21 protein-coding genes are annotated in these 22,482 nt (G+C 60.8%); 14 read left to right on the forward strand and 7 right to left on the reverse strand.

All coding sequences use genetic code 11. The features are described 5' to 3' along the window. Window positions 1-18: 18 nt before the first annotated feature. On the reverse strand, window positions 19-1,191 hold the full coding sequence (locus tag ASD02_RS05950; protein ID WP_057220322.1) for an ABC transporter substrate-binding protein: 1,173 nt from the start codon (window positions 1,189-1,191) through the stop codon (window positions 19-21). Between the two features lie 803 nt (window positions 1,192-1,994). On the opposite strand from ASD02_RS05950, the gene ASD02_RS05955 reads away from it, so the two are divergent. The 5 genes from ASD02_RS05955 to ASD02_RS05975 all read left to right on the forward strand — a co-directional run bounded on the left by ASD02_RS05955 (window position 1,995) and on the right by ASD02_RS05975 (window position 7,263). Next, window positions 1,995-3,299: an extracellular solute-binding protein gene (locus tag ASD02_RS05955; protein WP_244494181.1), complete on the forward strand. Its 1,305-nt coding sequence runs from the start codon at window positions 1,995-1,997 to the stop codon at window positions 3,297-3,299. 74 nt (window positions 3,300-3,373) lie between these two features. Then, window positions 3,374-4,264 (forward strand): sugar ABC transporter permease, encoded by an 891-nt coding sequence (locus ASD02_RS05960; protein WP_057218926.1) that lies wholly within the window; start codon window positions 3,374-3,376, stop codon window positions 4,262-4,264. 7 nt (window positions 4,265-4,271) lie between these two features. Further along, window positions 4,272-5,159 carry an ABC transporter permease subunit gene (locus ASD02_RS05965; RefSeq protein ID WP_057218928.1) on the forward strand — a complete coding sequence of 296 codons (888 nt, stop codon included), beginning with the start codon at window positions 4,272-4,274 and terminating at the stop codon, window positions 5,157-5,159. A 41-nt stretch (window positions 5,160-5,200) separates the two neighbouring features. Then, window positions 5,201-6,322, forward strand: coding sequence for a sn-glycerol-3-phosphate import ATP-binding protein UgpC (locus ASD02_RS05970; RefSeq protein WP_057218930.1), 1,122 nt, complete (start codon window positions 5,201-5,203; stop codon window positions 6,320-6,322). A gap of 26 nt (window positions 6,323-6,348) precedes the next feature. Continuing rightward, complete coding sequence (locus ASD02_RS05975; RefSeq protein WP_057204686.1) at window positions 6,349-7,263, forward strand: TIM barrel protein; 915 nt, start codon at window positions 6,349-6,351, stop codon at window positions 7,261-7,263. Between the two features lie 225 nt (window positions 7,264-7,488). Here the strand turns inward: ASD02_RS05975 and ASD02_RS05980 are convergent, their stop codons facing one another. After that, window positions 7,489-8,319: an alpha/beta hydrolase gene (locus tag ASD02_RS05980; protein WP_057218932.1), complete on the reverse strand. Its 831-nt coding sequence runs from the start codon at window positions 8,317-8,319 to the stop codon at window positions 7,489-7,491. Between the two features lie 325 nt (window positions 8,320-8,644). Between ASD02_RS05980 and ASD02_RS05985 the strand changes: the two genes are divergently transcribed. The 7 genes from ASD02_RS05985 to ASD02_RS06015 all read left to right on the forward strand — a co-directional run bounded on the left by ASD02_RS05985 (window position 8,645) and on the right by ASD02_RS06015 (window position 15,702). Next, window positions 8,645-10,264 (forward strand): benzoate-CoA ligase family protein, encoded by a 1,620-nt coding sequence (locus tag ASD02_RS05985; protein ID WP_057220324.1) that lies wholly within the window; start codon window positions 8,645-8,647, stop codon window positions 10,262-10,264. 1 nt (window position 10,265) lies between these two features. Continuing rightward, window positions 10,266-11,102 carry a tryptophan 2,3-dioxygenase gene (kynA, locus tag ASD02_RS05990; RefSeq protein WP_057204692.1) on the forward strand — a complete coding sequence of 279 codons (837 nt, stop codon included), beginning with the start codon at window positions 10,266-10,268 and terminating at the stop codon, window positions 11,100-11,102. A 42-nt stretch (window positions 11,103-11,144) separates the two neighbouring features. Then, window positions 11,145-12,284, forward strand: coding sequence for an ABC transporter substrate-binding protein (locus tag ASD02_RS05995; RefSeq protein ID WP_057220325.1), 1,140 nt, complete (start codon window positions 11,145-11,147; stop codon window positions 12,282-12,284). 93 nt (window positions 12,285-12,377) lie between these two features. After that, window positions 12,378-13,298, forward strand: a complete 921-nt coding sequence (locus tag ASD02_RS06000; protein ID WP_156408144.1) for a branched-chain amino acid ABC transporter permease — start codon at window positions 12,378-12,380, stop codon at window positions 13,296-13,298. Window positions 13,299-13,305: 7 nt separating this feature from the next. After that, complete coding sequence (locus ASD02_RS06005) at window positions 13,306-14,277, forward strand: branched-chain amino acid ABC transporter permease (RefSeq protein WP_057218938.1); 972 nt, start codon at window positions 13,306-13,308, stop codon at window positions 14,275-14,277. Beyond that, the gene (locus ASD02_RS06010) at window positions 14,270-15,019 is read left to right on the forward strand and encodes an ABC transporter ATP-binding protein (RefSeq protein WP_025429106.1); all 750 of its coding nucleotides are present in this window, start codon (window positions 14,270-14,272) and stop codon (window positions 15,017-15,019) included. The genes ASD02_RS06005 and ASD02_RS06010 overlap by 8 nt, the downstream gene beginning before the upstream one ends. Then, complete coding sequence (locus tag ASD02_RS06015; protein WP_057220326.1) at window positions 15,016-15,702, forward strand: ABC transporter ATP-binding protein; 687 nt, start codon at window positions 15,016-15,018, stop codon at window positions 15,700-15,702. Before ASD02_RS06010 ends, ASD02_RS06015 begins: the two co-directional genes overlap by 4 nt. An 8-nt stretch (window positions 15,703-15,710) precedes the next feature. On the opposite strand, the gene ASD02_RS06020 is transcribed toward ASD02_RS06015, so the two are convergent. The 5 genes from ASD02_RS06020 to ASD02_RS06040 form a co-directional block, all read right to left on the reverse strand. Continuing rightward, window positions 15,711-16,682 (reverse strand): pyridoxal-phosphate dependent enzyme, encoded by a 972-nt coding sequence (locus ASD02_RS06020; protein ID WP_057220327.1) that lies wholly within the window; start codon window positions 16,680-16,682, stop codon window positions 15,711-15,713. 92 nt (window positions 16,683-16,774) lie between these two features. Continuing rightward, window positions 16,775-18,022, reverse strand: a complete 1,248-nt coding sequence (gene kynU / locus ASD02_RS06025) for a kynureninase (RefSeq protein ID WP_057220328.1) — start codon at window positions 18,020-18,022, stop codon at window positions 16,775-16,777. Window positions 18,023-18,037: 15 nt separating this feature from the next. Beyond that, window positions 18,038-18,961, reverse strand: a complete 924-nt coding sequence (locus tag ASD02_RS06030) for an ABC transporter permease (protein ID WP_025429110.1) — start codon at window positions 18,959-18,961, stop codon at window positions 18,038-18,040. A gap of 5 nt (window positions 18,962-18,966) precedes the next feature. Continuing rightward, a complete protein-coding gene (locus ASD02_RS06035) occupies window positions 18,967-19,746 on the reverse strand; it encodes an ABC transporter ATP-binding protein (RefSeq protein WP_025429111.1) in 780 nt (259 codons plus the stop codon). Between the two features lie 64 nt (window positions 19,747-19,810). Then, the gene (locus ASD02_RS06040) at window positions 19,811-20,791 is read right to left on the reverse strand and encodes an ABC transporter substrate-binding protein (protein ID WP_057220329.1); all 981 of its coding nucleotides are present in this window, start codon (window positions 20,789-20,791) and stop codon (window positions 19,811-19,813) included. Window positions 20,792-20,952: 161 nt separating this feature from the next. Here ASD02_RS06040 and ASD02_RS06045 point away from each other — a divergent pair, with 161 nt between their 5' ends. After that, window positions 20,953-21,726 (forward strand): GntR family transcriptional regulator, encoded by a 774-nt coding sequence (locus ASD02_RS06045; RefSeq protein WP_057220330.1) that lies wholly within the window; start codon window positions 20,953-20,955, stop codon window positions 21,724-21,726. Between the two features lie 94 nt (window positions 21,727-21,820). Next, window positions 21,821-22,345: a MarR family transcriptional regulator gene (locus ASD02_RS06050; RefSeq protein WP_225906420.1), complete on the forward strand. Its 525-nt coding sequence runs from the start codon at window positions 21,821-21,823 to the stop codon at window positions 22,343-22,345. Window positions 22,346-22,482 lie beyond the last annotated feature (137 nt).

Raw genomic sequence — 22,482 nt, forward strand, 5'->3', positions numbered from 1 at the left:
CGCACATTGCCCAAAAGCCTATTTCAGGGCCGCGAGACCGGGATCGCCCTGCTTCTCGAAGGTCTGAACTTCCTTGTTGTAGTAGGTGCCGTCGTCAGCCTTGGTTACCTCGCGCAAATAGATGTTCTGCGTGATGTGGCGCGATTCGGGATCGATGGAAACCGGCCCCCTCGGGCTCGTCCAGGAAAGACCCTTGACTGCATCGACGGCCTTCTGCGCGTCCTGCTCGCCGCCGGTCGCCTCGATCATCTTGTAGATCACATGCATGCCATCATAGGCGCCGACCGAGGGGAAGGAGAGTTCGGCCGGATTGCCGATGGCCTTTGCGGCCGCCTCGACAAAAGTCTTGTTTTCCGGACTGTCGTGCGAGACGGCGTAGTGGAACGTCGTCTGGATGCCGAGCGCCGCTTCGCCAAGCGCCGGCAGATCGGATTCCTGCGTCAGATCGCCTGGAGCAAAGAACTTGATGCCGCCGCTCTTCAGGCCGTTTTCGTTATAGGCTTTGACGAAACCAAGCGTGGTCGGGCCCGACGGCAGGAAGGCGAAGACGCCTTCGGCACCAGAGTCCTTGATGCGCTGCATGATCGGCGAGAAGTCGTTGGTGGCAAGCGGCATGCGAATGGCTTCGACGACCTGTCCACCGGCCGCCTCAAAACCGGCCTTGAAGGCATTTTCAGCATCGACACCCGGGCCGTAGTCGCTGACCACGGAGATGACCTTGGAAACGCCCGCATCCTTCGCCACCTTGGCGATCGGTGTCGAGGTCTGCCAAGTGGTAAACGAGGTACGCACCACCAGCGGGCTTTTGGTCACGATCGCCGACGTCGCCGCGTTCATGATCACCAGCGGCACGTTCGCCTGTTCCAGAAGCGGCGTGACGGCCATTGCATCGGGGGTGAAGTAGAAGCCGGCCAGATACTGCACGCCTTCCTTGACAACCAGTTCCTGGGCAAGCGCCTTCGATTGCGCCGGATCGGCCTGCGGCACGTCGCGATAGATGATCTCGATATCATCGTCGCCGACCTTGCTGCCGTTCATCGCCATATAGGCGTCGATGCCAGCCTTGAAGTTCTTGCCCTGCAGCGCGAAGGGACCGGAAAAGGGTCCAACGACGCCGATCTTGATCGTGTCCGCATAGGCAGCACCACTCAAGGCCAAGGCCGCAAGCGCGGCCAGAATTGTCCGTTTCATATTTCCTCCCTGTGGCACCGTCCACTCCCGCTGCGGCACCGTCATCACAAAGCAATCCGATTTTGATGTCCGTCAGTTTGCCATGCGAAACGGTGATGCAAAAATGAAATATGGGGTGGAAATCATAATTCAACAGTTATGTTTTGTCTTGGTTTTCGGTGAGCGTTTATTTAACTAGGCACTAGCACCGGAGACCTGGGTCCAAAGCGTGTTGAACAAAGCGCTGCCCGGCGAAGACAGCGATTTAGCGTTTAACCAAGGTGCGTACCGATTCCTCCCGGCACCGGCAGAATCTCGCCGCGTGACCAACCCTTGAATTCGCGATCTTCGGTGCGGAATACTTCTCAGGGAGCGCACTTCCACGCATGAATTCACGCAGGAAATCCGTGCTGCGGCGAAGCGAGCGCAGCTTCTACGCGATCCTGCAATAGCAGCAGTGACTTCCAGCTCCACGAGGAGAGCGATGGTCGATAGCGCACCATCTGGCGCAGCGATCAACTGGTTCGCGTTCGCAGATCGGTTCAATAAAAAAAATTGAACACTTCATTCGTTCGCACAAACTTTGGTTTGGCGGCAGTCGTTCCGACCACCTGGGAAGAAGCCTAACGCCAATGCGCGCTCGGCCCTTCATAATACCGTAATCGAACTTTCATCGTTTCATCATTCGATTTGGCAGGGAATGTCACACTCAACTGTTAGCAAGCGCTCCGGCTCATTCGTGTCGCCGATTTTGGTGACCGCCATTCTGCAAGGAGCGTTTTGCAATGAGAGACTCCGCCACCACGTTCGCACTTATCAGCCTGATGGCAACCGCCGCGTTTGGCCCTTCACCAGCAGCAGCTGAAACGACGAAATTCGAATTCTGGTACGGCCTTTCGGGTGATCTTGGAGAGCGGGTCCAGGAAGCGTGCAAGAAGTTCAACGATAGCCAGTCCGAATTCGAAATCGTCTGCACCTCGCAAAACGGATACGACACGACCCTGCAAAACACCATTGCGGCATACCGCGCCAAAAAACAGCCCGCGATCACGCAGATCTATGATGCCGGCACCCTGGACATGATGCTGTCCGGCGCGTTCGTGCCGGCCAAGAAGCTGATGGCCGACAACGGCTATACAATCGATTGGAACAATTACTTCGGCGGCATCGCCAACTATTATGCGACCGCTGGGGGCGAACTGAATTCCTTCCCCTTCAATTCCTCGACTGCAATGTTCTATTACAACGTCGATGCGTTCCAGAAGGCCGGCGTGGACTTCAAGCCCGACACCTGGGAACAGGTCGAGGAAGCGGCCCGCAAGCTGAAGGCCGCCGGCTTCGAATGCCCGCTCGCTTTCAACTTCGACACATGGCCGCTCATGGAGCAGTTTTCGGCCATTCATAACCAGCCGATCGCCACCAAGGCGAATGGTTACCAGGGGCTGGATGCCGAACTCGTCGTCAACAAGACCAAGTTCGTCGATCACGTGAAGTTCTTCAAGAAAATGGCAGACGAGAGGCTCTTCGTCGTCAAGACCAAGCAGCTTGGCATGGATACCGTCCCTGCCTTCACGTCCCAGACCTGCCAGATGATACAGACCTCGATCGCCGACCATGGCACCATCGGCAAATCCCTTCCCGAGGGCGTGAAGTGGGATGTCGCCATGTTGCCGGTATGGAAAGGCACAGAGCGTCAGAATTCGCTGGTCGGCGGCGCATCCCTTTGGGTGCTGGCTGGCCGTCCGGAAGCGGAATACAAGGGTGCAGCCGCCTTCCTCAACTACATCGCGACACCGGAAATGGCCGAGTGGTGGTCAACGGTGACGGGATACATTCCGGTAACGAAGACCGGTTTCGACGCGATGAAGTCCAACGGCTTCTACGACAAGGCGCCCTACAAGGGGCGTGAATTTGCGATCCAGAGCCTCTCGTTCACGCCGACGTCGGAAAATACCCGTGGCATTCGCCTGGGCGGCTTCACTCAGATCCGCAAGGAATTCGCAACGGCCCTCGAAGCGATCTTCATGCAGAATGCAGACGTGCAAGCCGAGCTCGACAAGAGGGTCGAACGTGGCAACGCAGTGCTGCGTCGCTTCGAGAAAACCTACGCCGGTCAGACGCTGAACTAAAATCTGATCCGTCGGGACCCTGCCTGAGCAATGGCAGGCTCCCATACCTGTTCTTACGCACGGAATTTGCACACATGGACAAGCGCGCGGCCTTTCGTAGCTGGTGGCTGCCCAGCCTATTCGCCCTGCCGCAGATCATCCTGATCCTGCTCTTTTTCTACTGGCCGGCGGTCGCGGTGTTGCGCTGGGCATTCACGCTCGAACCGCCCTTCGGTGGAACTGCGGAATTCGTCGGACTTGCCAATTTCAAGGAAGTGTTCGCCGACCCGCTCTACTGGAATTCCGTTGGGGTCAGCCTGGCGTTCGCCCTTTGCGGCACCTTGGCTACGATCTTTATCGGCCTTGTTCTTGCCCTGGCGGTTGACCGCCAGCTACCGGGTTCCGCGCCCTTCAGGTTCCTCTACATCCTGCCTTACGCGATTGCGGGACCTGCTGCCGGCATGGCCTTCCGTTTCATCCTGTCGCCAGAGCGCGGGCTGATGGCATCGGTCAACGCCGCCTTTCCGGACTTCTGGAACCCAGCCAAGTATGGCAGCCATGCCCTTATTCTCGTCATCGTCGTGTTTGCCTGGAAATGGGCGGGCTACACTTTCATCTTCCTTCTCGCAGGTCTGCAGTCTGTCCCGCGGTCGCTCATCGAGGCTGCAGCGATGGACGGCTGCGGCCCGATACGCCGCGCGGTCGACATCCAGATACCGATGCTTGCGCCCACGCTTTTCTTCCTGCTCGTGATCATGATGACCGAAGGTTTCGTCGGTGCGGACACTTACGGCATCGTCGCGCGTACGACGGATGGCGGCCCGAACCACGGCACGGATGTGATGGTCTACCGCATCGTCGAGGAGGCGTTCCGTGGACTGAACTACTCCGGCGCGTCGGCCCAGAGCCTCGTGCTCATCGGCCTCATCATGATCTTCACCTTTATCCAGTTCCGCTTCATCGAGCGCCAGGTCCATTACAAGTGAGGCAGTCATGATTCAGCGGACCCCTTTCGCAAACGCCCTCACCTATGGCGTGATGATCTTCGGCTTCCTCCTGCTGATAGGTCCCTTCATCGTCATCGTGTCGGGCGCGAGCCAAACGTTTCAGCAGGTCAACTCCATACCCTTCAGTTTCCTGCCGCAGGATCGCCTGTTTGAGAATATGAGCGCCGCCTGGACGCGGGCGAACCTCGGGACGGCGATGTTGAACAGCTTCGTGATGGCCAGCCTCGTGACTGTCGGGAAGGTCGCACTGTCAGCGTTGACTGCCTTTGCCATCGTATTCTTCCGAACCCCGCTGAAGGGCTTCTTTTTCTGGATGGTGTTCATCACGTTGATGCTGCCGCTTGAGGTGCGTGTCGTGCCCACCTACGCAGTCGCTGCCGATTTGTTTCAGCCCGTACGGCTTCTCATCTCCGCTGCGACTGGTTTCGAGGTGTCCCTCGACTGGAACCTTCTCAACTCCTACGCCGGTCTCACGCTGCCGCTAATCGCAACGGCCACCGGAACATTCCTTTACCGCCAATTCTACCTAACTCTGCCCGATGAACTGGCCGAGGCCGCGCGAATGGACGGGTCGGGCCCGGTCCGTTTTTTTATCGATATGCTCTTGCCGCTCTCGCGCACCAACATGCTCGCTCTGACCACGATCATGTTCGTCTACGGCTGGAACCAGTATCTCTGGCCGCTCCTGATGGTGACGGACCCTGCCTATAAGACCACGATGATGTCGCTGGTCGCACTCCTGCCGGCCGACAACGGCACGCCGGATTGGAACGTGACGCTCGCCGGATCGCTGATCATCATGCTGCCCCCATTGGTCGTCGTTGCCGTCTTGCAGCGCTGGTTCGTACGGGGCCTGGTGGCCACCGAAAAGTGAAACCGCTTCCCCCATCTGCAGAATAAAAGAGGTCCTCGTTCATGGCTGACATCGCAATTCGCGCCGTGCGTAAATCTTACGGCAAGACCCCCACCTTGCATGGCATCGACCTTGTTTTTGCGTCGGGAGAATTCGTGGTGATCCTCGGCCCATCAGGCTGTGGCAAATCCACGCTTCTCAGGATGATCGCGGGACTGGAGGAAATCACCGCGGGTGAGATCGCCATCAACGGACGGGTCGTTAACAGGCTTGAACCGCGCGAACGCGGTTGCGCCATGGTGTTTCAGAATTATGCCCTCTATCCACACATGACGGTCGCGGGAAACATCGGCTATGCCCTGAAAGTCGCTGGCGTACCAAAGGCAGAGCGCCTTCGCCGCATCGAGGAGACAGCCAAGATCGTCGGGCTCGCCGACTATCTCGATCGCAAACCTGCGGCCCTCTCCGGTGGCCAGCGGCAACGGGTTGCCATGGCGCGCGCGATCATCCGGGAACCGAACGTATTCCTTTTCGACGAACCGTTGTCGAATCTCGATGCCAAGCTTCGTGTCACCATGCGCGCCGAGATCCGCAAGCTCCATCAGCGCCTGTCGGCAACGTCCGTTTTCGTCACGCATGATCAGGTAGAAGCGATGACTCTCGCAGACAAGCTGGTCGTCATGAACAAGGGCGTCGTCGAACAGGTGGGCCAGCCGCTTGACATCTACCACCGCCCAGCAAGCATTTTCGTCGCCTCCTTCATCGGTTCGCCGGCGATGAACCTGTTTGACGCTCACATCAACGTCGATGACGCCTGCCTTGCGTTCAGCGGCACGAAGATGCCGATCGACAGGGCTCTTGCCACACGCTTGGGTGAAAGACGTGTGACCGTGGGCATTCGTCCGGAACAGTGTGTTGTTGCCACTGGGGCAAGAGGCATCTCGATGAAAGTGGACTTTGTAGAAGAGCTCGGAGCTGGCCGCGTCATCCACTCGGAATTGGATGGCCAGCCCTTTGCAGCCTGTGTCGATGAAGAGACGTACGTAAGGCCTGGCGACCGGATCGCGCTGGAACTGCCGCTTGCACATTTGCATGTGTTCGACCGAGAGACTGGTCGGCGTATCGAGCTTGAAGTCGAGCCTCGCAGTGGCCGCAATGCGCGGCAGGTGCTCGAAGCAGTCTGATCATCGCAACATCGAAGGAGATGGAAATGAACGAGTTCATATCCGCTATTGGCTTTTGCAACCGGACGGGCAAGGGAGATCTGTCGAGCCTTGACGCTTCTTTGCGCGAAATCGCCGATACGGGCGCGGATGCCTGCGAGATCGGGATCTATGGCGAGGAGATCATCAGCCGAGGTCGCCTCATCGAGGATCGGCTCCAGCGCGTCGCCGACATCACGCGCAAGTACCGTTTCAAGAAGCTTTCGCTGCACGGTCAGATCGTATCCAACTTCATGGATCGCCAGCATCACGATTTGCAGAAGAAGGTCGTGAGAGCGATGCTCGAGCTGTGCGATCGGCTCGGCGCGGGAATCCTTGTCCATCACTCCGGCGCGGCGCAGCTTGCCGCCGGAGAGAGCGCCGCTGATCTCGACAAGATGGAACGCGACGCACTCGCAGAGATGTCGGATATCGCAAAAGGATATGGGGTACGCATCGCGCTTGAAAACATTTTCACGACGGAAACCGGACAGTATCGGCAAACACCGAGCCAGGTCGCCGAAACAGTCCGTTCGATCGGCTCCGACAACGTCGTTGCGCTTATCGACTTCTCGCATGCCTACATCGAGGCCACGCATCGCGGGCTGGATTTTCGCGAGCAATTGCGGGCAATGGCACCGGTGGCAGGCCACCTGCATGTTCACGACAGTTTTGGGCTGCCCTACTCCATGAACCGCTTCTATCATCCAGCTGAGGCGACGGCACTAGGCATCGGAGATTTGCATCTGCCAATTGGTTGGGGCGATATTCCTTGGGATGACATCTTCGCCGAACTGATCTTCCTTCCAGACACGGCATTAATCATGGAAATAAACGCCGAGCGTTTTGCTGATCAGCAACCTGCGAGCCTGGAACGGGCAAGGCGTTTGGCTACCGTGGTGGGCCTTCGATCAGCTGCCTGACGAGTTCCGGATAGCGCGTTACCATCCATGTTGATTGGTTGTCCGGCCGCACATGTGCGGCGGGACAACTGCACCATCCCTAGAAGCGCGTTCGTCAGACGGCCCGTTTGATCGCTATTACGAACCGATACAGACCGACGCACGGCGGAACTCATTCCGGCACGCCGGCGCTTTCCGGGGCGCAGTTTCTGACTTGGCAGTGATCAGAAAGCGATACTGCTCCGCTCACTCCGAAAGCAGCACCCGCGTGAGGGCGTGTCCGACGTCGGCGAGGCCGTCGATAACGTTGAAATGATGTTTGTCCGGTTCCGCGGTCGCGGCCGTTGTTGCACCCAGTCCGGTCCAGATATTGGCGAGCAGAGCGCTCTGGCGCAAGAACTCGGCCCGTTCGCCGCCCCCGACCCAGCAGGTGATGCGGGCATTTGCCATGGGGCGCAGCAGAGCCGGGCTTTCCGAAAGCGCCTCGCTCTCGTCGATCGCAAGCCTCTCGTTCATCGTGGTTGCCATGATCGGACGCAGGTCATGAACGCCCGAGATCGAGACGACGTTTCGAATCCGCTGCTGTACATGCGGCGCCAGCGGCGCGGTCGTCGTGATCATCCGGCTGACGAGATGCCCTCCGGCCGAATGCCCGGTCAAATTCAGCGGCCCATCGACCAGCTTCGAGGCCTCGCCGATGGCCGCAGCTACCTCTTCGACGATCCCAGCGATGCGAATTTCGGGGCAAAGCGTGTACGAGGGGATGGCGACGGCGTAGCCGCTGGCAACAGCGCCGGCGGCCAAATGCGACCAAAAGCTCTTATCGAGTTGCAGCCAGTATCCACCATGCACGAAGACGACAAGGCCCTTGGCTGAGCCATCAGGGAAAAACAGGTCCATGCGGTTTCTCGTCCGCTCGCCATAGCTGAGGTCGAGTTTTGCACGCCCCGCTGCCCGAAGGGCACTGCGAAAGGCTTCGGCTGGCTTGACCCACGCTTCCGGCCATAGGTTGCCACGAGCGATATTCGAGCCATTCGCATAGGCGTCGTCCCAATCGGTAATGCGGCGTTCCAGCATCGATTTAATCCTCCTAGTTTTCTCCTCAGGCGTAGCAATCGCCTGCCAGACCGGTAAACACAATGCCATCATCCAAAAAAACTTTAGGCTTGAAATAGTTTTTGAGCGGTGCGATGCTGCCCCATGTTCAGCCGAGAAGTGGAGGTCTCGCTGTGCCTATCACGATCATTGGAGTCGTCTCAGCGACGACGCGCTTCATCGGCAACGATCCGGCGACGCCCGCAACCGGTTTGCACGGCCGGGCTCCGCACGAACGCAAGAATTATAGCCGGCTTTAAAAATGCCTGAGCAACAGGCAGGAACGGAACAGGGGATTAGCCGCCACATGCTTGGACCGACTTCACACGTCGATACGTTTACCCGTGACCATCTGCCTCCGCCGGAAGAATGGCCAGACTTCCTTCTCGAAGGCTTCAACTATCCGGACCACCTCAACGCCGCCGTCGAACTGACCGACGCCATGGTCGCCAAGGGCTTTGGCGACCACACCGCCCTGATCGGCAACGGTCGTCGGCGAACGTACAAGGAACTTTCCGACTGGACGAACAGGCTGGCCCATGCGCTTGTCGAGAATTACGGCGTCAGACCCGGCAATCGCGTGCTCATACGCTCGGCCAACAACCCCGCCATGGTCGCCTGTTGGTTGGCAGCCACCAAGGCCGGCGCCGTCGTCGTCAACACGATGCCGATGCTCAGAGCCGGAGAGCTGACCAAGATCATCGACAAGGCCGAGATCAGCCTGGCGCTCTGTGACACACGTCTGATGGACGAGATGGTCGCCTGCGCAAAGGATAGCCGCTACCTGAAACAGGTCGTCAGCTTCGACGGGACTGCAAACCACGACGCTGAACTTGACCGGATTGCACTCGACAAATCCGTCCTCTTCGAGGCGGTGCACACCGGTCGGGACGACGTGGCGCTTCTCGGTTTCACCTCGGGCACGACCGGGATCCCGAAGGCAACCATGCACTTCCATCGCGATCTGATGATGATCGCAGACGGCTACGCCAGCGAAGTCCTAGGGGTCACACCCGACGATATCTTTGTCGGCTCGCCTCCACTTGCATTCACCTTCGGCCTCGGTGGCCTTGCGATCTTTCCCTTACGCTTCGGGGCGGCAGCAACGCTTCTTGAGCACGCGACGCCCGCGAACATGGTGGAGATTATCGAGAAATACAAAGCAACGATCTCGTTCACCGCCCCTACCGCCTATCGGGCGATGATGAAGGCGATGGACAACGGCGCGGACCTTTCGTCTCTGCGGGTTGCAATTTCGGCCGGCGAGACACTGCCGGGCCCCGTCTTCGAGGAATGGACGAACAAGACTGGCAAGCCGATCCTCGACGGGATCGGCGCGACAGAGATGCTGCACATCTTCATTTCCAACCGGTTCGAGGACCGCAAGGCCGCCTCGACCGGGAAGCCCGTCGGTGGCTACGAAGCACGGATCGTCAACGACGAGATCCAGGAAGTTCCTCGCGGCACGATCGGCAAGCTTGCAGTGCGCGGCCCGACCGGCTGCCGCTACATGGCCGATCCGCGCCAGCGTGACTATGTCCGCGATGGCTGGAATCTCACGGGTGACGCCTTCTATCAGGATGAGGACGACTTCTTCCATTTCGCCGCCCGATCCGACGACATGATCATAACCGCGGGCTACAACATCGCCGGCCCAGAAGTCGAAGCGGCCTTGATCTCGCATCCGGAAGTCGTTGAGTGTGCCGTCGTCGGTGCACCCGACGCCGAGCGCGGCGAGATCGTCGAGGCCTACGTCGTGCTGTCGGCCGGCGTGTCGGCAGACGAGGCGACGATCAAGCGCTTGCAGGATCACGTGAAGGCGACGATCGCGCCCTACAAATATCCACGGTCGGTAAAATTCCTGGACAGCCTGCCGAAGACAGCCACGGGCAAGATCCAGCGGTTCCGATTGCGGTTGGAGAACTGAAATGAGCGAACCATACGATCCTTCCAAGGAAGGCGCCCAGATGTCGTTTAAGGGGCGCATGTCCTACAGCGACTACCTCATGCTGGAGAAAGTGCTGGACGCACAGGAGCCGCTCTCAAAGGCTCATGACGAGATGCTGTTCATCATTCAGCATCAGACGTCTGAACTCTGGATGAAACTCGCGCTGCACGAGATCAACGCGGCTGTCCGGTCGATCCGTGAAGACCGGCTGGAACCCGCCTTCAAGATGCTGACGCGCGTGGCGCGCATCTTCGAACAGTTGAACAGCGCCTGGGACGTGCTTCGCACGATGACGCCCAGCGAATACACGCAGTTCCGCGAGTCTCTGGGGCAGTCATCCGGCTTCCAGTCGTGGCAATACCGGGCGATCGAGTTCCTCGCCGGCAATCGCAACGTCGCCATGCTCGGACCACACACGCATCGTCCCGAGATCCTTAAAAAGCTGGAAGCGATCTTAGCCGCACCGTCGCTCTATGACGAGGCGATCCGGCTCCTGTCTCGCAAAGGGTTCGATGTCGGCGAGGAAGCAGACAGGACGGATTGGCGCGAAACGCGCACGGAAAGCGACAAGGTCTTTGCGGCCTGGCAGACGGTCTACCGCGATCCCGAGCGCTACTGGATGCTCTATGAGCTCGCCGAGAAGCTGGTCGATTTCGAGGATTACTTCCGTCGATGGCGCTTCAACCACGTCACGACGGTGGAGCGCATCATCGGCATGAAACGCGGAACCGGGGGAACATCCGGCGCGTCCTACCTCAAGAAGATGCTCGAGGTGGAACTCTTCCCAGAGCTCTGGCATGTGCGCACAGGTCTCTGATAGAACACAACTCAAAAGGGAACCTACTAGGAGGAGAACAGCATGAACCGCATTCTGGCAGCGAGCGTTTTTGGCCTCGTGCTTGCGACGTCGAGCCTTGCCTACGCCGAGCCGGTGAAAATCGGCGTCATCACCACGCTTTCGGGCGGCGGCGCCGGTCTCGGCATCGACATGCGCGACGCATTCACGCTTGCGATCAAGCAATCGGGCAACAAGGACGTCGAGCTGGTGATCGAAGACGATGCCCAGAAGCCGGAACTTGCGGTGCAGATCGCCGAGAAGATGATCCAGGGCGACAAGGTCGACCTGATGACAGGGATCATCTGGTCGAACCTCGCCATGGCCGTCGTTCCGAACGCGGTAGCACAGGACGTGATCTATCTCTCGCCCAATGCCGGCCCTTCGGCGCTTGCCGGTGCGAACTGCAACCCGAACTATTTCAACGTCGCCTATCAGAACGACAACTTCCATGAGGCGATGGGACAATTCGCCAACAAAGACTACAAGAACGCCTTTGTCCTGGCGCCCAACTATCCGGCCGGGAAGGACGCGCTGACCGGCTTCAAGCGCTACTACAAGGGCGACCTTGCCGGCGAGATCTATACCCAGGTCGGCCAGACGGACTATGCCGCGGAGATCGCCCAGATCCGCGCCTCCGGTGCCGATAGCGTCTATTTCTTCCTGCCCGGCGGCATGGGCATCGCTTTCATGAAGCAATATGCCCAGTCGGGCGTCGGCATCCCGGTTATGGGGCCCGGGTTCTCCTTTAGCCAGGACGTTCTGCCGGCGATCGGCGACGCGGCCCTTGGCGTCAAGAATTCGGCGACCTGGTCCAAGGATCTCGACAACGAAGCCAACAAGAAATTCGTCGAAGCCTTCAAGGCCGAGTACAAGCGCCTGCCCTCGATCTACGCGGCGCAGAGCTGGGATACGGCGAACCTGATCCTCGCAGCGCTTTCAAAGGCGAGCGTCAAGGACAAGGACGCCTTCCGTGCGGCGCTCAAGGCAGCGGATTTCAAGTCCGTGCGCGGCGAGTTCGCCTTCAACAACAACAACCACCCGATCCAGAACATCTACGTTCGCGAGGTGGTGAAGGAAGATGACGGCGTCCTGACCAACAAGATCATCGCGACTGCCTTCGAGCATCACAAGGATGCCTACGCCGAGAAGTGCGGGATGTAAGACTTGCACCCGTCGTCGCCCGGGTGCTCGGCTTTCGTGCTGACATCCGGTCGATGATCCATGCGCCCCTCACACCAAGCTTGGACCGGTCTCTTGTTCACCGCACTCCTGATCGAACAACTGCTCAACGGGCTCCAGCTCGGCGTGATGCTGTTTCTGATGGCCGCCGGCCTGACGCTGATTTTCGGCGTCATGGGTCTGATCAATCTCGCCCATGGCTCGCTCTACATGATCGGCGCCTTCGCCTGCGCCACCGTCGCAGCCGCGACCGGCTCCTTCTGGCTGGGGCTGATCGCCAGCCTCACGGCCGCCGCCGGCGTCGGTGCGATCATCGAGGTCGCCGTCATCCGCAGGCTCTACGACCGTGATCATCTCGATCAGGTGCTTGCCACCTTCGCGCTGATCCTGATCCTGTCCGAAGGTGCGCGCTGGATTTTCGGCTCGTTCCCGCTCTATCTCGATATACCGCCCCTGCTTCAGGGCGCTGTGCCGCTCCCTGGCGGCGGTCAGTATCAGCTCTATCGCCTGGCGATCATCGGCGTCGGCATCGCGGTTGCCGTCAGCCTTTATCTGCTGATCTCCAGGACCCGGCTCGGCATGCGCATCAGGGCGGGCGAGTCGGACCGCGAGATGATCGCAGCGCTCGGCGTCGATATAGGCACGCTTTACACAGTCGTCTTTGCGCTCGGCGCAGCCCTTGCGGGTCTTGCCGGCGCATTGGTCGGGGCGCTCCAGTCGGTGCAGGTCGGAATGGGCGAACCGGTGCTTATCCTCGCCTTCGTCGTCATCGTCATCGGCGGCATCGGCTCCATCAAGGGTGCGCTCGTCGGCGCTGTGATCGTCGGGGTCGTCGATACCATGGGCCGCTTCCTGCTGCCCTCGCTGCTGGCATTGACCATGCCCGCATCGCAGGCAACCACGATCGGGGCGGCGCTGGCCTCGATGCTGATCTATGTCGTCATGGCCCTCATCCTCGCCTTCAGGCCGAGCGGCCTGTTTGCCGCGCAGTCGTGAGGTCCCGATGAACCGCGAAACGACAGTCAATCTGCTTCTGGCGCTCCTCCTACTCGGCGCACCGCTTGTCGCCGTCGGCATGGGCGAGCCCTTCTATGTGACGCTTGCAACCCGCGTCGCCGTGCTGGCACTTGCCGCCGTCGGCCTCAACCTGGCGCTCGGGCTCGGCGGGCTGCTTTCCTTCGGCCATGCAGCCTTCTTCGGCCTCGGCGGCTATGTCGCGGGTATCCTTGCGACGCACGCCTTCAATGGCGAACCGCTGTTCGCCGACATTCCGGCAACCACATCGATGCCACTCATCTGGATAACGGCGGTGGTGGTCGCAGGGCTCGTTGCGTTGCCCATCGGTGCGATCAGCCTGCGCACGACAGGCGTCTATTTCATCATGATCACCCTCGCCTTCGCGCAGATGATCTACTATTTCGCGATCTCCTGGCCGGCCTATGGTGGCGAAGACGGCTTGTCGATGTCGGTGCGCAACGCCTTTCCCGGCGTCAATACCGCCAAGCCCCTGCCCTATTTCCTGGTCTGCTACGCCGCTCTGATGGCAACGCTTCTCCTGTTCCGCATCGTCGAGGGCTCGCGGTTCGGCAGCGCACTGCAGGCAGCGCGACAGAACGGAACGCGCCTTGCCGCCGTCGGCATCGCGCCCTTCAACATCCGGCTCGTCGCCTTCGCAGCCTCCGCGATGATCACCGGATTTGCCGGTGCGCTCTATGCCGATCTCAATCGCTTCGTCGGCCCTTCGATGCTGTCGTGGCACATGTCGGGCGAACTGATCGTTCTCATCATTCTCGGCGGCAAGGGCCGGCTGTTCGGGCCCGTCGCCGGCGCCATGATCTTCGTGTTCTTCGAATATGTGCTCGGCGGCATCACCGAGCGCTGGCAGTTCTTCCTCGGCCTCATCCTGCTCGGCATCGTGCTTTTTGCACGCGGAGGGCTGCTGGGCCTGCTCTCGGGAAAGCCGCGCCATGTCTGAGCCAATTCTTGAAATCCGCGACCTCAGAAAATCCTTCGGCGCGCTCAAGGCCACCGACGGGGTGAGCCTTAAGCTTCACCCGGGACAAATCCATGCGCTGATCGGTCCGAACGGCGCCGGAAAAAGCACGCTGATCCACCAGATCGCCGGCTCGCTCAAGGCCGATAGCGGCACGATCCGCTTTCTCGGCCACGACATCAGTGGGCTCGACATGGCCGCCCGTGCGAGGCTTGGACTTGCGCGCAGCTTCCAGATCTCCTCGCTCGCGCAGGAGTTCTCGGCCCTTCGCAACGTCATGCTAGCGGTGCAGGCAAGCCGTGGCAGCAGCTTTCGTTTCTTTCGCCAGGTGGTCGATGACAAGGACCTGACCGAACCGGCAATGGCGATGCTGGAGCGCGTCGACCTCGCCGCGCGCGCCCATGTACCCGCAGCCGAACTCTCGCACGGAGAACGCCGGCAGCTTGAAATCGCCATTGCGCTGGCGCTTTCGCCGAAGGCCTTCCTCTTCGACGAGCCGATGGCCGGCATGGGGCCGGAGGGATCCAAACGGCTGACGTCTTTCCTCGATGGGTTGCGCCAGCAGGCACCGATGCTGCTTGTGGAACACGACATGGACGCGGTCTTTGCGCTGGCGGATCGGATATCCGTGCTTGTCTATGGCCGCATCATCGCGACGGGCACGGTCGAGGAAATACGCAGCGACCCGGAAGTGCGCCGCGCCTACCTGGGAGAAGCCGCGTGAGCCTGCTGGAACTGAAAGGTCTCGAAACCTTCTATGGCGCTTCCCAGGCGCTCTTCGGCGTCGATCTCGATGTGCGGGAGGGCGAAGTGGTTGCGCTCATGGGCCGCAACGGCATGGGCAAGACGACGACGATCAACTCCATCCTCGGCCTCGTGCGCCCGCGCTCAGGTGTGATCAGCTTCGCGGGCAAGGCGATCTTCGGCATGCGGCCGCACCGGATCGCCAGACTCGGCCTTGGCCTCGTGCCCGAAGGACGGCGCTGCTTCCCGAACCTCACCGTCATGGAAAACCTCGTTGCCACCGCTCGTGGCAGCGAGTGGACCTTGGAGAAGGTGGTCGCGCTCTTTCCCCGCCTCGGCGAACGGCGCGACCAATATGCCAATACGCTTTCCGGTGGCGAGCAGCAGATGCTTGCCATCGGCCGGGCGCTGATGACCAATCCCAGCCTGCTCATTCTGGACGAGGCGACCGAGGGCCTGGCGCCGGTGATCCGGCAGGACATCTGGTCGGCGATCCGTACGCTGAAGACGGCCGGTCAGTCGATCCTCGTCGTCGACAAGACGCTTTCGGAATTGCTACCCCTCGCCGACCGCTGCTTCGTGCTGGAGAAGGGCGCGACGGTATTCACGGGATCGCCGGCAGCGCTGACGCCGGCGCTTCAGGATCGTTATCTCGGCGTCTAAGCTTTCAGTCAGGCAGCGGGAATGCCGCCACCAAGCACGACGGAATAGGCCACAGCGTCGATATTGCCGCCGGAAATCACGCAGACGATGTTTCCCTTAAGGTCCGGTCGGGCGATCGCGGCGGCAAGTGAGGCTGCTCCTGCGCCTTCTGCCACGATCTTGGCCTTCCTGAACAAAAGCCGCATCGCGTCTGTCACCTCAGCGGGACTGACGGCAATGGCCCCGTCGATCAGTTCGCGTGCGACCGGCCAAAGCTGCGGGACCAGCGACGGAGCGCCGATGCTCTTGATGAAGGACGGGCGGGTTTCGATCGCCACGATCCGCCCCGCCTCAAGTGCGGCGCAAACCGGGGCGGCGCTGTCGTCTTCGACCGCAAAGACGCGTGCCGGCCGGGAACCGGTCTTGATGGCACTGGCGACCCCGGTCGTCATGCTGCCGCCGCCATAGGGGGTGAGCACCACGTCGACATCGGGCAGGTCCTCGATGATTTCCATGCCGATCGAGCCGTTGCCGGAAAGCACCGCCTGATCGGTCACCGGATTGATCAGCAGTTCCGGCGCATCCGGGCTGTCCGCGCAGACAATGTAGTCCCACCAGGTCTCCGCGCTCACGAAGCGCACCTCCCCGCCAAGGTCGCGCACGCCCTCGATCTTGGTCTGTGGCGCTCCGCGGTACATATAGGCGACCATCGGAACACCGATGAGGCGCGCGGCCCAGGCCATGCCGTAGGCCATATTGCCGGAACTCGTGACCGCCACGCCGCCCCGCAGAGCAGCAGGGTCGCGCGACAGCACTGCATTCAGCGCTGGGCGGAGCTTGAAGGCGCCAATCGGAGAAAGCGTCTCCAGTTTCAGGAAGATTTGCCGGTCCGAAAGTCCGAGGTCGAGCCTGACCAGCGGCGTGCGCGCGACGTGGGGAGCGATGCGGCCACGCGCCTCGGCGATTTCGTCCAATGTCGGCCGGTGTGGTGCAGCGGTCATTGCGAAAGTCCCCTGGGCGGCGCGATCTTTATCGGCGTCTCAGTGTGACGCTGCGGGCGGTATGCCGCCCGCAGCTTGTCGATGCTATCAGATCAGGTCACGGCCGCACGAACGGCAAAGCGCGCATCCTGCCATGTACCGGTGCGCAGGATCTCTTCCAGAATTTCGACCGCCTGCCAAACGTCGGCGTAGCTTACATAGAGCGGGGTGAAACCGAAACGAATCGTCGACGGCGCGCGGAAGTCGCCGATGACGTCGCGGGCGATAAGCGCCTGCATAATCTCGTAGCTGTTGGGATGGCTGAACGAAACCTGGCTTCCGCGCCTCGCGCCGTCACGTGGGCTCTCGAGCTCGAGGCCGTAGGCGCCGCATTTCGCCTCAACCAGCGTGATGAAGAGGTCGGTGAGCCGGATGCTCTTCTCACGCAACTTGGTCATGTCGACCTCGTCCCAGACGTCGAGTGCGCCCTTGAGCGCCCGAAGCGACAGGATCGGTTGCGTTCCGCAAAGGAAGCGGCGGATCCCCTCGCCGGCCGCGTAGTGCTTCTCGAAGGCAAAGGGGCGCGCATGCCCCCACCAGCCACTGAGCGGCTGGCGGATATCGCCATGGTGACGCGTCGCGGCATAGATGAATGCTGGTGCTCCGGGACCGCCGTTCAGGTACTTGTAGGTGCAGCCGACGGCAAAATCGACATCAGCGCCGTCAAGATCGATCGGCAGCGCGCCTGCCGTATGGCAGAGATCCCAGATGATCAGCGCGCCATGCTCATGCGCCTTGCGCGTCAGCGCCGCCATGTCGCGCAGTTCGCCGGACTTGTAGTTCACGTGGTTGACCAGAACCACGGCAACGTCACTGTTGATCAGGTCTTCGATCTCGGGCGCATCGACCCCTTCGAGACGCAGCGCCGCACCCGGACGCGTCGAGACCACGCCCTCGGCCATGTAGAGGTCGGTCGGGAAACTGCTGCCTTCGCTGACGATCACCGAGCGCTCCGGCCGCAGCGCCATCGCCCCATGCAGGGCCTTGTAGATGTTGATCGATGTGGTGTCGCAAACGACCGTCTGGCCGGCCGCCGCGCCAATCAGTCTGCCAACCCGGTCCCCGAGCGCAAGCGGCATCTCGAACCATCCGGCCGTGTTCCAGCTTCGGATGAGATCCTGGCCCCATTCCTCCGTCGCCGCCTTGCGGAGCTCGTCGAAGGCAGCGGTCGAAGCAACGCCGAGCGAGTTGCCGTCGAGATAGATGAGGCCCGGTGGCAGGATGAAACGATCGCGCATCGGGCGTAGCACGTCGGCCGCATCCATGGCCTCGATCGCTGCAAAATCAGGAACTGCACTCATGAAGATGGTCCTTGGTTATTCACGAACGGTTTCGCGGGCGGGTGCCGGCCCGCGGCTTCGCTTGAGGCTCGGAAGAGCCAGCATGGCGAGAACGAAGAGGCCAGTCGCAAGTTTCAGATCCGGTGGTGGCATGCCGGCGGCCAGGCAGAAGGAGACGAGCTGATAGTAGACGACCGCGCCGACAAACGGGGCGGCGAGTTGGCGCAACACGCTTTGCTTTCCGACGATCGCTTCGCCGATCATCAGCGCCGCGAGCCCATTGATAAGGATGCCGAGGCCCATGTTGACGTCGGCAAAGCCCTGCGACTGCACCATCAGCGCTCCGCCTGCCGCCGAAAACGCGCCGGCAAGCCCGACGCCGCCGATCGTCGCCAGCCAGACGTTGATGCCCTGCGCTTCCGCCATGTCGGGATTGGCGCCGACGGCCCGGATCGCCGTTCCCTTCTCGGTCCTGAAGAAATGATAGAGCAGGAAGAAGACGATGAGTGCGATGAGCCCGGCGACAACGATCTTGCTTGCCGGGAAGCCCGGCTGCAGCCCTGGCACCCAGTCGAACATCGTCGGCGCCCCGAAAACCGATAGGTTCGACCGGCCCATGATGCGCAGATTGATCGAATAGAGCATCGTCATCATTAGGATGCCGGCAAGCAACGTGTGAATGCGGAATCTCAGATGGATGAACGCCGTGCAGCAGCCGGCGACAAAACCGGCGAGGAGTGCGATGGCGATCGCGGCGAGCGGCGACATGCCGGCCGCCATCAGTACACCGCAGACGCAACCGCCAAGCGGGAACGCGCCCTCGCTGGTCAGATCCGGGAAGCTCAGCATGCGAAACGGGATCATGATCCCCAGCACGACGAAGGCAAGGATCAGGCTCTGGGCCAGCGTGACGGGAACGAGCGAGACGAAACTCGCGATTGTGTTTTGAATAATATCCATGATCGTCAGCTCGCCAGGAACATGCGGTCGGTTTTGACGGAGAAATGGCCGATCAGGTCCGGCACCGTCGTCTGGGCCTTGTCCTTGCCATCGATTTCGAGGCGGACGCGCCCGGCATCGAGCATGACGACCTTGTGGCCGAAATCCACGGCATGCTGCATGTTGTGCGTCACCATCAGCGTCGTCAGCTTCAAGGCTTCGACGGCGCGGATCGTTGCTTGCATGACGATGTCGGCAGTGCGCGGGTCGAGCGCCGCGGTGTGTTCGTCGAGCAGCAGCAGCTCCGGCGAACCGCCGACCGCCATGATCAACGACAACGATTGCCGTTGGCCACCCGACAGTAGCTCCACGCGCGTGTCGAGACGCTTTTCGAGGCCGAGGCCCAGAAGCGACAGGCGCTCCTTGTAGGCGGTGAGCCTTGCCGCGTTCAGCCCGCGGCGCAGGGTGCGCTTGTTGCTTCGAAGCTCGGCGAGCAGCATGTTTTCGGCCACCGTCATGCTGGCGGCGGTACCGCGCATCGGGTCCTGGAACACGCGCGCAAGCCGCATGGCGCGTTTGTGCACGGGCGTCGCCGTCACGTCGTCGCCATTGATGACGATCTGGCCGCTATCGAGCGCGAGCGCCCCGGAGATGGCGTTGAGCATGCTGCTCTTGCCGGCGCCGTTCGAGCCGATGACGACGCCGAACTCGCCTGTTGCAAGGCTGAGGCTGAGGCCGTCGAGTGCGACCTTTTCGTCTGCCTGCCCCTTGTAGAAGACCTTGCGGGCCGATCTGATTTCCAGCATTGGCTCCCCCTCATAACCCATGAAGTGACGGCGCTCCCGACGCCGTCACTTAATTCGCCCAAAATCAGTCGACCAGGCAGCCGCAATCGGCGAGCGATGCCGGTATTGCGATGCCGAAGGCCGCCGCCGCTTTCTTCGAGATCAGCGGTGCATGGTCCTCATAGCTCGGACGCGACGGCGCGATCGTCTTCGGGTCCTTGCCCCCAAGGATCTCCGCGGCAATCTTGCCGGCATTCATGCCGACCTGCTCGTAGTTGACGGCAAAGCTTGCCGGCACGACGCCGTCGCGCACAGCACCATCGTCGGAGTTGACGATCGGGATCTGCGCCTGGCGTGCAGCCGCCGAGACGGCGCCGATTGCCGGCTGGAGCAGGTTGGATGCGGGCGTATAGATCACGTCGGCCTTGCCGGCGAAGGAGGCAATGCGCTGCTGGATGTCGTTGACGTTGTCGACGCCAACGGCCACGACCTCAAAGCCGGCGGCCGGTGCAGCCGCCTTGATCTTCTCGAGCAGCGCCGTGTCGTTCGCCTCGCCAGGGTTGTACGGCACGCCGAAGCGCTTGGCCTCCGGAAGGAGCTTGCGGGTAAAGGCCATCACGGCAGCCACATCCTGAAGGTCCGTCGCGCCAGTCATGCCGTCGTCACCCGCCCCCCAGGACGGAACCAGCTTCGCGGCGACCGGATCGGTGACGGCGGAAAAGACAACCGGAATACCGGATCCGGCGAGCGCCTTTTTGGCGATCTGCGAGACCGGCGTTGTGATCGTGTAGATCAGTTTCGGTTGCTCGGCCTGCAGCTTGGCAATCATCTGCGGAACAAGCGAGGCGTCGAAGTTGGTGTGGCTTTCAGTGTAAACGACATCGGTGCCCTCGACGAAGCCGTTTTCAGCGAGCGCCTTCTTGAAGCCGGCGATCGATGCGCTCAATTGCGGATGTTCGCCGAAATTGGCGATGCCAATACGGATCGGATCGGCAGCGGCCGTTCCCGCTCCCCACGCCAGCGCGCCGGCGACAACCAATCCCGAAAGCCAAGTCCTCTTGCTCATACATCCCTCCCAGAATTTGACGAGCGTTACCGCCCTCCTCGGCGGCGTGGGTGGATGATGGAGACGGTCAGACTTCTTGTCAAATAAATATATATATTTTCATCAGAGTCGCAGAACTATATATATTTGTATCGATCCGATGCGGGCGTTAAGGGAACTTGATGCAAGACCACGAACAGTCGACCAAAACCGAATTGGCCTACCGGCTGCTGCGACGCGATATCCTGGCGACGCGTCTCAAGCCTGGCGCGCCGATGAAGCTGAGTGTGCTGCGCGAAAGCTACGGAATCGGCTGGACACCTCTGCGCGAAGCACTGTCGCGTCTGGAGGCGGAAGGCCTGGTCACGGCGATCAGCAACCGCGGCTTTGCCGTTGCTCCGGTTTCACGCGAAGAACTGGACGATCTCACACGCGCGCGCCTGGCCGTCGAAATGCCGCTGCTTCTCGAGTCGATCGAGAACGGCGACAGCGCATGGGAATCCACCGTCGTCACCGCGCATTACCGGCTGTCCCGCTGCAAAGTCTCGGTCGAGCATTTCTCCGAAAGCGAGATCGACGAGTGGGACGAAAAGCACGCCGCCTTCCACGCAGCACTGATCGGTGCGGCACGATCGAACTGGTTGACCCGCTTCCAGTCAACGATTTCCGATCAGCTTCGTCGCCACCACCGTTTCCTCAGCCTGGCCCCGACATTGAGGGCTGCCGCAGGGATGAGCAAGGGATACGAGGAAGCGGTCGCCGCCTTGCAAGACGCCATGGCGATCGAGCATCACACTGAGCTGATGGAGGCGGCACTTGATCGAGATTTCGAGCGCGCCAAGACGCTGATGGCCGACCACATCGGCTTTACCGTCAATGTCTATGTCCAATCCGAGGACGGTGGCCGTTCTCAATCTTCCGGGCACCCGTCGTTGCCGGGGGTTGCGTCCAAATGACGGCCCAACGCAGCCTGTCCAAGAGCCGGAAACATCTCTAATAAGGGCAAGGCGGCAGTATACGCCTGCAGCTTTGCGAAAGTGGACGTTTGGTATGATGGGTGAAGACAAGTTCGACATCTCGCCGGAATGGGTGGATGGCGAGACCAAGGCCCTCGAGGCTCCCGGCGATCACCGTGTCGAGCTCAGGCTCTGGCTGCGTCTGCTGACGTGCTCGACACTGGTCGAGAGCGAAGTCCGCCGGCGGCTCCGGGAAGAATTCGACTCCACGCTGCCACGTTTCGACCTGATGGCCCAGCTCGAGCGAGCGCCTGATGGCATGGTGCTGGGGGAAGTCTCTAAGCGCATGATGGTCTCACCCGGCAACATAACGGTTCTTGTGGAACGGCTGACCGAGAGCGGTCACATCAGCCGTACGACACTGCCGACAGATCGACGTGTACAGATCATCGCGCTGACGCCCTTCGGCCGCGCCGAATTCGAGAAGATGGCGGCAAGGCATTCCGACTGGATCTCCGACCTGTTCGCTGGACTTTCAGCGAAGGAGGGCGGTGTGTTGATGGACGAGCTTGCCAAGCTCAAGCGATCCATCGTTGCTGCGTTGGCCCGGAACACTTAAGGCACTGCGCCTTTCTTTCCGCCGTCTCCCGAGATTCTCCGAAACGGTTCGCCACTCGCGCACCGCACTCCGGACGCATGTAGCGTCGTCACATTTGCCGAAACAATTTTAAGCTTGAAATTTCTCTGGAACGAGTC

Origin of the sequence: Ensifer sp. Root1252 (assembly GCF_001425885.1) — a bacterium.
In the GTDB taxonomy this organism is placed as follows: Bacteria; Pseudomonadota; Alphaproteobacteria; order Rhizobiales; family Rhizobiaceae; genus Ensifer; species Ensifer canadensis.